A 12396-nucleotide genomic window follows, 5' to 3' on the forward strand; every position below is an offset into this window, starting at 1 on the left:
TTCCGATCTCCACGGCTCCGGCCGCGGCCGCCCCGCTCCGGGACACCATCGGGCCTCCTGCTCCGGACCGTTGGCGGACTCCCCGCCGCTTCCAGTCTCCGGCGGCCCGGCGCACACCGTCAACGGTAGGCCCGGGCCCGGCCGGCCCGTCGGCAGGCCCCACTTCACCGCGAAGCGGCATTTGACCTGCTGACGTACCCTCGGTATATGAGCGTTAATCTGGGCCTGCCGAGGGTTGCCCGGCCCGCCCCGCCGGAGCTGCCGGGTTTGCCGGACCGTTTCGGCCGCACGGCGACGGACCTGCGGATCTCGCTGACGGACAAGTGCAACCTGCGCTGCACCTACTGCATGCCTGCGGACGGACTGGACTGGCTGTCGAAGGAGCAGGTGCTCACGGGCGCGGAAATCATCCGCCTGGTGCGCATCGGGGTGGAGCTGCTGGGCGTGCGCGAGCTGCGGCTGACCGGTGGGGAGCCGCTGGTGCGGGCGGGACTGGCGGACATCATTGCCGGCGTCCGGCGCAACCATCCCCAGCTGCCGGTCTCGCTGACCACCAACGGCCTGGGCCTGGACAAGCAGGCCCGCCGGCTCAAGGAGGCCGGTCTGACCAGGATCAATGTCTCGCTGGACTCGCTGCACGCGCAGACCTTTGCCCGGCTCACCCGGCGGCCGTTTTTGGACCGTGTGCTGGCCGGCCTCGAGGCGGCGGGCAGGGCCGGGCTGGGTCCGGTGAAGATCAATGCCGTGCTGATGCGCGGAATCAATGACCTGGAGGCGCCGCGGCTGCTGGACTGGGCCCTGGACCGCGGCTACGAGCTGCGGTTCATCGAGCAGATGCCGCTGGATGCGGACCATGGCTGGACCCGGGAAAACATGGTGACCGCCGCGGAGATCTGCGCCCTGCTCGAGGCCGGCGGCTTCGGGCTCACCGCGGATCCGCGGCAGCGCGACGGCGCTCCCGCCGAACGCTGGCAGGTCCGCCGGGACGGCGCGGATACGCCCGCCGGCACCGTGGGGATCATTGCCTCGGTGACCGAGCCGTTCTGCGCCGACTGCCGGCGCACCCGGATTACGGCCGAGGGCCGGGTGCGCTCCTGCCTGTTTTCACATGAGGAAACGGACCTGCGCGCCCTGCTGCGCGGCGGCGCCACGGACGAGGACGTCGCCGTCCGCTGGCGCGAGGCCATGTGGGCCAAGCCCCGGGCCCACGGAATGGACCACACCGGTCTGGGGGACGCGGACTATGTCCAGCCCGACCGCACCATGAGCGCGATAGGCGGTTAGATGATCATCAGGTATTTCGGCGCTGCCAAGGCAGCGGCCGGCGTGGAGGAACAGACCCTGCCCCTGCCCGCGGGCGCCACCCTGGCGGACGTGTTGGAGCTGCTGGCGCGCGATCATCCGGTCCCGGCCGCGGCCGGAGCCCCGGCGCTGCCGGCGGTGCTGGCCCGCAGCAGTTTCCTGCGCAACGAGATAGTGCTCAAGGACCATGCGGCAGTGCTGGATGACCGGGACGTCATCGACATCCTGCCGCCCTTCGCCGGAGGGTAATGCCGGGTCCGGGCCAACCTGCCCGCAGGTAGTCCGGAACGGCCGGACGGGAACGCATGGCAGGTGCCGCCCGGCAGGATCCCAGGACGGTACGCCGGCCCCGCCGTCGACCCGGGCGGTACGGCCACGTCCGGCCCGGACGCGCAGAAGTAAGCCGGACCCGGCGGTCGACTCGTACCGGGACAAGCTCCGTCCCGGCAGGAGCCGGCGGATGGCGCGCTGCGTAGCCGGCCTCGCCGGCTCCGGCGCGGCAGACGGCTAGAGCCCGAAATCCGCGGGGCTGTCGAACGGCCCGACCACCGTCACGGTACGCGGAGCGCCGGCCAGTTCCCGGGCCAGCTCCTGCACCTGCCCCGCAGTGACCGCGCGGATCCGTGCGAGGGACTCGTCGGCATCCAGGAACTCACCGGAGACCAGCTCGGCCCGGCCCAGCCGCGACATCCGCGACCCGGTGTCCTCCAGCGACAGTACGATCCCGCCGGAGAGCTGGCCGACGGCCTTGCGCAGTTCCTCGGCACCGATCCCGTCCGCGGCCAGCTTGTCCAGCTCCGTCCCGAGCAGTTCGATGACCTGCCGGGTCTTCGACGGCGTGCAGCCGGCGTACATGCCGAAGTAGCCGGCATCCGCGTAGGCGCCGGAGAAGGAATAGGTGGAGTAGACCAGGCCCCGCTTCTCGCGCACCTCCTGGAACAGCCGCGAGGACATGCCGCCGCCGAGCACGGCATTGAGCACGTTCATCACGAAGCGGCGTTCGTCGGTGGCCACGATGCCCTGGCAGCCGACCACGATGTTGGCCTGCTCCACCGGGCGCCGGTAGACGTGGATGCCCGGCCGCGAGGAGATCTGCGCCCTTCCGGTGGCCCGCCGCGGCACCGGATGCCGGCCCTCCTCCAGTTCCCAGCCGGCATCGCGCAGCGCCTCGAGCACCTGCCTGCAGACTGCCTCGTGGTCCAGCCCGCCGGCAGCGGTGACCACCAGTTCCTCCGGCCGGTAGTAGCGCCGGTAATGGTCCCAGACGGCCTCCCGGGGCACGGCCTGGATGGCTTCCGGGGTGCCGCCGATGGGGCGGCCGAGCGGATGCCCGGCCAGCACCGCCGCCACGAACATCTCATGGCAGACATCGGAGGGATCGTCATTGTCCATGGCGATCTCTTCGAGGATGACGGCCCGTTCCTGCTCCAGTTCCTGCGGGTCCAGCACGGCGGAGGTGACCATGTCCGCGATGACGTCGATCGCCATCGGCAGGTCGGTGTCCAGCACCCGCGCGTAGTAGCAGGTGCTTTCCTTCGCGGTGGCCGCATTGGATTCCCCGCCGACCTCATCGAAGGCCGAGGCGATCTGCAGCGCCGTGCGCCGCCGCGTGCCCTTGAACAGCAGGTGCTCCAGGAAGTGGGTCGAGCCGTGCTGGCCCTCGGCTTCGTCCCTTGAACCGACAGCGATCCAGAAGCCGATCGTCGCCGACCGCTGGCCGGGCATGGCCTCGGTCAGGACCCGCACTCCCCCCGGCAGCACCGAGCGGCGCACGATGGCGCCGCCCGGCTCGCCGTGGACGAGCGTGGGATCCGTGCCGCCGATCACGTCGGAATCGGCCTTGTTGAGGCTGCCGGCCAGCGGCAGGACGACGGCGGTCATGCTTACTCGGCTGCTGCCGCGGCTTCGGCCTTCTCACCCTCGGCGGACTCCTCGGCCACGACCGGAGCCAGGGAGAGCTTGCCGCGGTCGTCGATCTTGGTGATCTCGACCTGGACCTTCTGGCCCACCGAGACGACGTCCTCGACGTTGTCCACGCGCTTGCCGCCGGCGAGCTTGCGCAGCTCGGAGATGTGCAGCAGGCCGTCCTTGCCCGGGGTCAGGGAGACGAAGGCACCGAAGGTGGTGGTCTTCACGACAGTGCCCAGGTAGCGCTCGCCCACCTCGGGAACCTGCGGGTTGGCGATGGCGTTGACCGCGGCACGGGCGGCCTCGGCGGAAGTGCCGTCGGTCGCCCCGATCAGCACGGTGCCGTCGTCCTCGATCGAGATGTCCGCGCCGGTGTCCTCCTGGATCTGGTTGATCATCTTGCCCTTGGGGCCGATGACCTCGCCGATCTTGTCCACCGGGATCTTCAGCGAAATGATCCGCGGGGCGTACTCGGAGAGCTCGTCCGGGGTGTCGATCGCCGCGTTGATCACGCCGAGGATGTGCAGCCGGGCCTCGCGGGCCTGCTTCAGGGCCGCCGCCAGCACCGAGGCCGGAATGCCGTCCAGCTTGGTATCGAGCTGGATCGCGGTGACGAACTCCGAGGTGCCTGCCACCTTGAAGTCCATGTCGCCGTAGGCATCTTCGGCCCCGAGGATATCGGTCAGCGCGGCGTAGCGGGTCTCGCCGTCGACCTGGTCGGAGACCAGGCCCATGGCGATCCCGGCCACCGGCGCCTTCAGCGGCACGCCCGCGTTGAGCAGCGACAGCGTGGAGGCACAGACTGAGCCCATCGACGTCGAACCGTTGGAGCCGAGGGCCTCGGAGACCTGGCGGATGGCGTACGGGAACTCTTCGCGGCTGGGCAGCACCGGCACCAGGGCGCGCTCGGCGAGGGCGCCGTGGCCGATTTCGCGGCGCTTCGGGGACCCGACGCGGCCGGTCTCGCCGGTGGAGAACGGCGGGAAGTTGTAGTTGTGCATGTACCGCTTGCGGGTGACCGGCGAGAGCGAGTCGATCTGCTGCTCCATCTTGAGCATGTTCAGCGTCGTCACGCCCAGGATCTGGGTCTCGCCGCGTTCGAAGATGGCCGAGCCGTGCACGCGCGGGAGCACCTCCACCTCGGCGGTCAGCTTGCGGATGTCCGTCAGGCCGCGGCCGTCGATGCGGACCTGGTCCTTGAGGATGCGCTGGCGCACCACCTGCTTGGTCACCGCGTTGAAGGCCGCGGAGACTTCGCGCTCGCGGCCGGCGAAGGCCGCCTCGTCTGTGCCGGCCAGCTGCCCGAGGACCTCCGCCTTGAACTCGTCGGCGGCATCGTTGCGGGCCTGCTTGTCCGCGATCGAGAAGATCTCCACCAGCTTGCCGGAGGCGGCGGCCTCGACGGCGGCGAAGACGTCGTCTTCGTAGTCCTTGAAGACCGGGAACTCCACGGTGGGCTTGGCGGCGCGGGCAGCCAGGTCCGACTGCGCCTCGCACAGCGCCCGGATGAACGGCTTGGCGGCCTCCAGGCCCTCGGCCACGACCTCTTCGGTCGGGGCGGTGGCGCCGCGTTCCTTGATCAGCGTCCAGGCGTTGTCGGTGGCCTCGGCCTCGACCATCATGATCGCAATGTCATCGTTACCGGCGATGCGGCCGGCCACCACCATGCTGAACACGGCGTTCTCGAGCTGCGAGTACTTCGGGAAGGCGACCCACTGCGCGCCGTTGCCGTCGTCCACCAGCGCCACGCGGACGCCGCCGATCGGGCCGGAGAACGGCAGCCCGGACAGCTGGGTGGACATGGAGGAGGCATTGATGGCGACCACGTCGTAGAGGTCGTCCGGGTTGATGGCCAGGACGGTGACCACGATCTGGACCTCGTTGCGCAGGCCCTTGACGAACGCCGGACGCAGCGGACGGTCCATGAGGCGGCAGGCGAGGATGGCCTCCGTGGAGGGACGCCCCTCCCGGCGGAAGAACGACCCCGGGATGCGGCCGGCGGCGTACATGCGCTCTTCGACATCCACGGTCAACGGGAAGAAGTCGAAGCCCTCACGCGGGGACTTTCCGGCGGTGGTTGCGGACAGCATGGCGGTTTCTTCGTCGATGTAGACCATCGCGGAACCTGCTGCCTGCTGTGCCAGGCGGCCGGTTTCGAACCGGACGACGCGCTGGCCGAAACGGCCGTTGTCGATGACGGCCTCGGAGAACTGAATTTCGGGACCCTCCAAGAGAGCCACCTCCATTTCCTGATCGAGAGGAGGCACCGGCAGCAGCCCAGGCCCGGTCAGTCCCTGTGCATACCCTGCATAGCCTGAAGTACCTGTACAACACCCGGTCTTCGATCGAGGCCCACGGGCACTTCACTCCCGTAGACCACTACCGAGGACCGCGAGTGCCGCGATGCCGGACACCTCTGTTTTCGGTTATTGAGTTGTTTGATGTGCGCCGTTGGGTTCGGCGCCGGTGCCGGATCCGGCACCGGTGGGAACGCCGGGCGGCGCCCAACAGGGGCGCCGCCCGGCGGATCCTGCTAGCGGCGCAGGCCGAGACGCTCGATGAGCGAACGGTAGCGGTTGATGTCAGTGTCGTGCAGGTAGCCGAGCATGCGACGACGGCGGCCGACCAGGGCCATCAGGCCGCGGCGGGTGTGATGGTCGTGCTTGTGCATCTTCAGGTGCTCCGTCAGGTCCGAGATGCGGCGGGACAGAACTGCGATCTGCACCTCGGGAGAACCCGTGTCGCCCTCGTGGGTGGCGTAAGCCTTGATGATTTCCTGCTTGACAGCGGCGTCCAATGCCACAGTAACTCCTAGAAGTTGTGCCGTGAGGCCCGAACAACACTTCGCTGCCGGGTACTGAGCGCCGGCCGCGGCAGGAAGCTGCCGGGTTGAACCGGAAACCTGCGGGGAGGCGCAAAGAAATTCAGCCGCCACGGACCGCAGCCAAATTTGGACACAAGTCTACCTTGCCGCCCTCAGTCTGTCGAAAGCAGGGCCCGGGTCTGCGCCACGTCCAGGGCCATCTGGGCGATCAGCTCGTCCAGGCCGTTGAAGGCGACCATGCCACGCAGCCGGGCGACGAACTCCACCACGACGGTCTGCCCGTAGAGGTTGAAATCCTCCACCGCCTGGCCCGGCCGGTCGATCACATGGGCCTCCACGCGGCGGCTGGCGCCGGCGAACGTGGGATTCGAGCCCACCGAGATGGCCGCCGGCCAGCGGATGCCGGAGGCATCGATCAGCCAGCCGGCATAGACGCCGTCCGCCGGCACCAGTCCGGAGGAATCCGGGGAGAGATTGGCCGTGGGGAAGCCCAGGTCCCGTCCGCGCGCATCCCCGTGGACCACTTCCCCGCGGACCCGGTGCAGCCTGCCCAGCACCTGCGCGGCGGTGGCGACGTCGCCTTCCATCAGGGCCTCGCGGACCCAGGTGGAGGAGCAGCGGCGGTCCCCGTGCAGGATGTCCGGCGCGTCGGGCTGGTGCGAGCTGTATTCCTCGATGACGTGCACGGCGAAGCCGAAATGCTCGCCCAGCTCCTGCATGGTGCGCAGGTCCCCGGAGTTGTCCTTGCCGAAGCGCACGTCGTGGCCGATGACGACGGCGCAGGTGCCGAGCGTCTCGACCATCACGGTGCGGACGAATTCCTCCGGCGTGTTGCTGGCCAGCTCCAGCGTGTAGCGCATCATGAGCAGGCCGTCGATGCCGGATTCGGCCAGCGCCTCGATCCGGTCCTGCAGGCCCATGATCTGCGGCGGCGCCGTCTCGGGACGGTGGACCTGTGCCGGATGCGGGTCGAAGGAAATGGCCACAGCCTTGGCGTCATGCCGGGCCGCGGTGTCCACCAGCGTCTCCAACACGCGCTGGTGGCCCCGGTGCACGCCGTCGAAATTACCCAGGGTCACCACTGACGGACCATAGCCGGACGGTACTTCGGCCAGGTCTTTCCAGTAGTGCACGGTGCGCTCCTTGCGTGGTTTGAAGGTGTCGGCGTTGTCGGGTCTTCCCGCATGCCGCTATCCATTATGGACGATCGCGGGGATATTGCGTGCCGGCGGCGGCCGGAGCGTTCAGCCGGCCCGCCGCGCGCCGGGCCGGTGCCGCCGCAGCCACCAGAGGCCGAGGACCGGCAGGACCAGCGGCACATAGCCGTACCCCTTGCCAAAGCCGGACCATACCGTGTCGTGCGGCAGCGCGGCAGGGTCCAGCAGGCTGAGCAGGCCCACGGCCAGGACGCCGGCAAGTTCCACGCTGACGGCCGCCACGCAGGTCCAGTAGGCGCGCGGGCCGGACCTGGCCAGGGCGACGGTGGCCACGATGTACACCACTGCGGCCAGCGCCGAGAGCAGGTACGCCAGCGGCGCCTCGGAAAACTTGGTGGCGATCTGGTAGCCCGCGCGGGCCGTGGCGGAGAGGGCGAAGACCCCGTACACCGCCACCAGCAGCCGTCCCGGACCGCTGGATCTGGTTCCGGTGTCCGGTCCCGCTCCGGAAGCCGGGGCCGTCCGCGCCCCGGTGCCGCTGTGTTCTGTTCGCATCCGATTCGCTTTCATCTCATTCCTCAGGCCGGCAGGGCCCCGTCCCAGATCTGTTCCATCCGGAACAGCATGACGAAGACCGTGATTCCCACCGCGCCGAGGACCAGGTTGCTCCATCGGCTGCGTTCGAGCATTGCCCACCAGAAGGCGGCCACCGGCACCAGCAGCGCTGTCAGCCAGTAGCCCCAGAATTCCCAGACCTCGCCGGCGACGGCCTGCCCGCCGACCTGGCGGACGACCGCGGCTACCCCGTAGACCAGCAGGAAAAGCTCGACCGCGGCCACCGAGAGGATGGTGATGTCGTTCGGCGGCTGCCGGATCACGGCGGCCGCCACGCACACCAGCACGGAAACCAGGGCGACGACGGTCCCGGCGATGAAGAATCCGTCCACAATCACCGGCCGCCCGCCTCCTGGCCCGGGGCGAAGACCAGCAGCGGCTTGGCGTGGACGCCCCGGTTCTCCAGCAGCGCCACCAGACGGCCGTCCGGGGCGAAGGCCGCGGCCGGCGGCGTACCGGGTGCGGCCTGCTGCCCCGCGGCGATGCGCCGGCCGTGCGACAGGTCCAGGGCCTCGGCGGCGTCGAGTTCGCGAACCGGGAACAGCGCCCGCGCGGCGTCGTCCAGGTCCAGCACGGCGAGGTCTTCGGCGAGTTCTTCCAGCGTGGCAGCGGCTTCGATGCCGAACGGGCCCACGCGCGTGCGGCGCAGGGCCGTCAGGTGGCCGCCCACCCCCAGAGCCGAGCCCAGGTCCCGGGCCAGCGCCCGGACGTAGGTGCCCGAGGAGCACTCCACCGTCACATCCACGTCCAGGAGTTTGCCGGCACGCACCCGGCGGATCTCGTGGATGTCGAAGCGGTGGACGGTCACCGGCCGGGCCTGCAGCTTCACGGTCTCGCCGGAGCGGACCCGGGCATAGGAGCGTTCGCCATTGATCTTGATCGCCGAGACGCTGCTGGGCACCTGGCTGATTTCCCCGGTCAGCGCCGCGGCAGCGGCCCGGATGGAATCCTCGGTCACGGCGGCGGCGATGGTTTCGGTGAGGATCTCGCCCTCGGCGTCGTCGGTGATGGTGGACTGGCCGAGCCTGATGGTGGCCGTGTAGGTCTTGGAGGTGCCGACGATGTAGGTCAGGAGCCGGGTGGCGCGGTTGACGCCGACCACGAGCACGCCGGTGGCCATCGGGTCCAGCGTCCCGGCGTGGCCGACCTTCCGGGTGCCCGCCAGCCGCCGCAGCCGGCCGACCACATCATGGCTGGTCCACCCCTGCGGCTTGTCCACGATGACCAGTCCCGATTGGGTCTGTCCTGCGGTCTGTCCCCTGGACTGTTCCGACGCTTGCCCCGAATTCACGCATTTCAGTATATGGCGTGGGCAGGGCCCTGCCGGACGCGCGGGTTCCGGCTCAGTACTCGATGCGGCTGTCCAGCGCCGCCCAGCTGCGGAAGGGCTCCACGGACTCCGGCACGGTGACCTGCTCCACCGGCAGCAGCGAAGCATCGGACCGCCCGTAGAAGTAGTCGTAGAACGCGGCGTCGTCGAAGCCGGCATCCGCGGCATCGTGGCGGTCGGCGGCGAAGTAGACGCGGTCCAGCCGCGCCCACAGCGCCGCGGACAGGCACAGCGGGCACGGCTCGCAGCTGCTGTAGAGCACGCAGCCGGACAACACGAAGGTGCCCAGCGCGCGGCAGGCCTCGCGGATGGCCACGACCTCGGCATGCGCCGTCGGGTCGTTGGTGGCGGTGACCCGGTTGGTCCCCTCGAAAACCCGCCCGTCGGGGGCCACGACCAGCGCCCCGAAGGGGCCGCCCGCGCTGCCGACGTTGCGCACGGCCAGCGCGAGGGCCCGGCCGAGGTAGCCGGCGACGTCGCTGGCGGCCGCCTCCGGCGGTTCAGCGGCGCTCATCGGCGTCCTCGTCCTCGTCGGCGTTCTCCACGCCGTCTTCGTCGGCGGCGAAGTCCTCTTCGTCGTCCTCGATGTCGTCGGAGTCGTCGCCGAACTCGGCGCCGTCCAGGTTCTTGTACGGATCGGCCTCCCCCGCGAACGTCGCGCCCTGCGCCAATGCGGCCACTTCGGCATCCCGGGCCTTGGCCTTGCGCAGCAGCTCCTCGAGGTGGTCGGCATTGACCGGAATCTCGTCGGGGACGAATTCCAGGGTCGGGGTCAGGCGTACGGTGATGTTGCGGCCGACCTCGCTGCGCAGCACCCCCTTGGCCTTCTCCAAGGCCGCGCGGGCACCCTGCTGGGCCTGGTCGTCGCCGAAGACCGTGTAGTAGACGGTGGCGTGCTGCAGGTCGTTGGTGACGCGGGCGTCGGTGATCGTGATCGCATCCACCCGCGGGTCCTTGACCCGCTTGCCCAGCGCCTGGGCGACTACCACCTTGATGCGCTGTGCCAGCCGTGCGGCGCGTGCCGGATCTGCCATGGCCCCTCCTTCGTGGTTCCTTGTGTGCAAAATTACCAGTCCCGGTTTCTCCGGGCACGACGGCGGCGGGCGGCTGCAGTTGCAGACCGCCCGCCGTCATCGCTATTCAGCGGGACTACCCCCATCAGGGCGGGGCCGCAGGGTCCCTGCGTGGCGCGCCAGCGGCACGCAGGGACCCTGCCCCACCCGGAGTCGGGCGCGGGGCCCGCTGTGGCGGCGAAGCCGACACTGCGGGAGCGCCCCACTCCTAGACGCGCGGCTTCTCGCGCATCTCGTAGGTTTCGATGATGTCGCCTTCCTTGAGGTCGTTGAACGATCCAAGCCCGATACCGCACTCGAATCCTTCGCGAACCTCGGTCGCATCGTCCTTGAACCGCTTGAGCGACTCAACGGTGAGGTTCTCACCGATGATGTTGCCGTCACGGCTGACACGCGCCTTGGAGTTACGGCGGATCGTGCCCGAGCGCACGATGGAGCCGGCGATGTTTCCGAACTTGGAGGACCGGAAGATTTCGCGGACCTCGGCGGTGCCGAGCTGCGCCTCTTCGTACTCCGGCTTCAGCATGCCCTTCAGCGCCAGCTCGATGTCATCGATGGCGGCGTAGATGACCGAGTAGAAGCGCATGTCCACGCCTTCGCGGTCGGCCAACTCGGCCACCCGCTCGGCAGGCTTGACGTTGAAGCCGATGATGATGGCGTTGTCCACGGTCGCCAGGTTGACGTCGTTCTGGGTGATCGCACCGACACCGCGGTGGATAACGCGCAGCTGGACGTCCTCGCCGACGTCGATCTTGAGCAGCGAGTCCTCCAGGGCTTCGACGGCACCGGACACGTCGCCCTTGAGGATGAGGTTGAGCGTGTCCACCTTGCCCTCGGCCACGGCCTTGTCGAAGTCCTCCAGGCTGATCCGCTTGCGGCGCTTGGCCAGGGCCGCGTTGCGGTCGGCGGCCTCGCGCTTTTCGGCGATCTGCCGGGCGGTGCGCTCGTCGTCGGTGACCAGGAAGGTGTCGCCGGCCCGCGGCACGGTGGACAGGCCCAGGACCTGCACCGGACGCGACGGCTCGGCGGCCTCGACCGGTTCGCCGTTCTCGTCGAACATGGCGCGGACGCGGCCGTGGGCGATGCCCGCGACGATGGCGTCCCCGACATGCAGGGTGCCGGACTGCACCAGGACGGTGGCAACCGCACCGCGGCCCTTGTCCAGGTTCGCTTCGATGGCGATACCGCGGGCATCCTTGTTCGGGTTGGCCCGCAGGTCCAGCGCGGCGTCGGCGGTCAGCAGCACCGCCGAGAGCAGCTCGTCGATGTTCAGGTGCTGGCGCGCCGAGACATCCACGAACATGGTGTCGCCGCCGTATTCCTCCGGAACCAGGCCGTACTCGGTCAGCTGGCCGCGGATCTTCTCCGGGTTGGCGCCTTCCTTGTCGATCTTGTTCACGGCCACCACAATCGGCACACCGGCGGCCTGGGCGTGGTTGAGCGCCTCCACCGTCTGCGGCATGACGCCGTCGTCCGCGGCCACCACCAGGATGGCGATGTCCGTGACCTTGGCGCCGCGGGCACGCATGGCGGTGAACGCCTCGTGGCCCGGGGTATCGATAAAGGTGATCCTGCGCTGCCGGCCGTCGTGCTCGAAGCCGATTTGGTAGGCACCGATGTGCTGGGTAATGCCGCCGTGCTCGCCTTCGACAACGTTGGAGTTGCGGATGGCATCCAGCAGGCGGGTCTTACCGTGGTCCACGTGGCCCATGACGGTGACGACGGCGGGGCGCTTCTCGAGCTCCGCGTCGCCCTCGGCTTCGAGTTCGGCCTCCAGGTCGATGTCGAAGGAGTCCAGCAGCTCGCGCTCCTCATCCTCCGGCGAGACGACCTGGATCTTGTAGCCCAGCTCCTCGCCGAGGACCTGGAAGGTGTCCTCGTCCAGGGACTGCGTGGCGGTGGCCATCTCGCCCAGGTGGAACAGCACGGTGACCAGCGCGGCCGGGTTGGCCTCGATCTTGTCCGCGAAGTCCGTGATGGAGGAGCCGCGGCGCAGCCGGATGACGGTGTTGCCGTCGCCGCGGGGGACGGTCACGCCGCCCAGCGACGGTGCGCTCATCTGCTCCAGTTCCTGGCGCTTGGCACGCTTGGACTTGCGCTGCTTGCCACGGCCGGCGCCGCCCTTGCCGAAGGCGCCCTGGGTCCCGCCGCGGCCGCGGCCGCCCTTGCCGAAGCCGCCGCCGGCGG

General features: G+C 69.5%; 12 protein-coding genes. 2 read left to right on the top strand and 10 right to left on the bottom strand.

Annotation, left to right across the window (positions count from 1 at the left end):
* The first annotated feature begins 207 nt into the window (after positions 1 to 207).
* Together moaA and ACFQ36_RS16130 are read left to right on the top strand one after the other, a co-directional pair.
* Positions 208 to 1284, top strand: a complete 1077-nt coding sequence (gene moaA / locus ACFQ36_RS16125) for a GTP 3',8-cyclase MoaA (RefSeq protein ID WP_377015342.1) — start codon at positions 208 to 210, stop codon at positions 1282 to 1284.
* On the top strand, positions 1285 to 1551 hold the full coding sequence (locus ACFQ36_RS16130) for a MoaD/ThiS family protein (protein WP_377015344.1): 267 nt from the start codon (positions 1285 to 1287) through the stop codon (positions 1549 to 1551).
* Between the two features lie 258 nt (positions 1552 to 1809).
* Here the strand turns inward: ACFQ36_RS16130 and ACFQ36_RS16135 are convergent, their stop codons facing one another.
* The 10 genes from ACFQ36_RS16135 to infB form a co-directional block, all read right to left on the bottom strand.
* A complete protein-coding gene (locus tag ACFQ36_RS16135; RefSeq protein ID WP_377015346.1) occupies positions 1810 to 3183 on the bottom strand; it encodes a M16 family metallopeptidase in 1374 nt (457 codons plus the stop codon).
* Positions 3184 to 3185: 2 nt separating this feature from the next.
* Positions 3186 to 5441: a polyribonucleotide nucleotidyltransferase gene (locus ACFQ36_RS16140; RefSeq protein WP_377015363.1), complete on the bottom strand. Its 2256-nt coding sequence runs from the start codon at positions 5439 to 5441 to the stop codon at positions 3186 to 3188.
* 302 nt (positions 5442 to 5743) lie between these two features.
* Positions 5744 to 6013: a 30S ribosomal protein S15 gene (rpsO, locus tag ACFQ36_RS16145; protein ID WP_377015348.1), complete on the bottom strand. Its 270-nt coding sequence runs from the start codon at positions 6011 to 6013 to the stop codon at positions 5744 to 5746.
* Between the two features lie 173 nt (positions 6014 to 6186).
* Positions 6187 to 7167 carry a bifunctional riboflavin kinase/FAD synthetase gene (locus ACFQ36_RS16150; protein ID WP_377015350.1) on the bottom strand — a complete coding sequence of 327 codons (981 nt, stop codon included), beginning with the start codon at positions 7165 to 7167 and terminating at the stop codon, positions 6187 to 6189.
* A 111-nt stretch (positions 7168 to 7278) separates the two neighbouring features.
* Complete coding sequence (locus tag ACFQ36_RS16155) at positions 7279 to 7746, bottom strand: hypothetical protein (RefSeq protein ID WP_377015351.1); 468 nt, start codon at positions 7744 to 7746, stop codon at positions 7279 to 7281.
* A 23-nt stretch (positions 7747 to 7769) separates the two neighbouring features.
* Positions 7770 to 8144 (bottom strand): hypothetical protein, encoded by a 375-nt coding sequence (locus ACFQ36_RS16160; RefSeq protein ID WP_377015353.1) that lies wholly within the window; start codon positions 8142 to 8144, stop codon positions 7770 to 7772.
* Positions 8141 to 9097 (bottom strand): tRNA pseudouridine(55) synthase TruB, encoded by a 957-nt coding sequence (gene truB, locus ACFQ36_RS16165; RefSeq protein ID WP_377015355.1) that lies wholly within the window; start codon positions 9095 to 9097, stop codon positions 8141 to 8143. The genes ACFQ36_RS16160 and truB overlap by 4 nt, the downstream gene beginning before the upstream one ends.
* A gap of 52 nt (positions 9098 to 9149) precedes the next feature.
* Complete coding sequence (locus ACFQ36_RS16170; RefSeq protein WP_377015357.1) at positions 9150 to 9650, bottom strand: nucleoside deaminase; 501 nt, start codon at positions 9648 to 9650, stop codon at positions 9150 to 9152.
* Positions 9637 to 10170, bottom strand: coding sequence for a 30S ribosome-binding factor RbfA (gene rbfA / locus ACFQ36_RS16175; RefSeq protein WP_377015359.1), 534 nt, complete (start codon positions 10168 to 10170; stop codon positions 9637 to 9639). The genes ACFQ36_RS16170 and rbfA overlap by 14 nt, the downstream gene beginning before the upstream one ends.
* A 247-nt stretch (positions 10171 to 10417) precedes the next feature.
* The coding region (gene infB / locus ACFQ36_RS16180) for a translation initiation factor IF-2 (protein ID WP_377015361.1) at positions 10418 to 12396 on the bottom strand (1979 nt) is incomplete at its 5' end.

Origin of the sequence: Arthrobacter sp. GCM10027362 (assembly GCF_042679445.1) — a bacterium.
Lineage (GTDB): Bacteria > Actinomycetota > Actinomycetes > Actinomycetales > Micrococcaceae > Crystallibacter.

Bases quoted from the DNA above. Each gene is read 5' to 3' on its own strand.
- moaA (WP_377015342.1), top strand. From the start codon at position 208: ATGAGCGTTAATCTGGGCCTGCCGAGGGTTGCCCGGCCCGCCCCGCCG.
- ACFQ36_RS16130 (WP_377015344.1), top strand. From the start codon at position 1,285: ATGATCATCAGGTATTTCGGCGCTGCCAAGGCAGCGGCCGGCGTGGAG.
- ACFQ36_RS16135 (WP_377015346.1), bottom strand. From the start codon at position 3,183: ATGACCGCCGTCGTCCTGCCGCTGGCCGGCAGCCTCAACAAGGCCGAT.
- ACFQ36_RS16155 (WP_377015351.1), bottom strand. From the start codon at position 7,746: ATGCGAACAGAACACAGCGGCACCGGGGCGCGGACGGCCCCGGCTTCC.
- ACFQ36_RS16170 (WP_377015357.1), bottom strand. From the start codon at position 9,650: ATGAGCGCCGCTGAACCGCCGGAGGCGGCCGCCAGCGACGTCGCCGGC.
- rbfA (WP_377015359.1), bottom strand. From the start codon at position 10,170: ATGGCAGATCCGGCACGCGCCGCACGGCTGGCACAGCGCATCAAGGTG.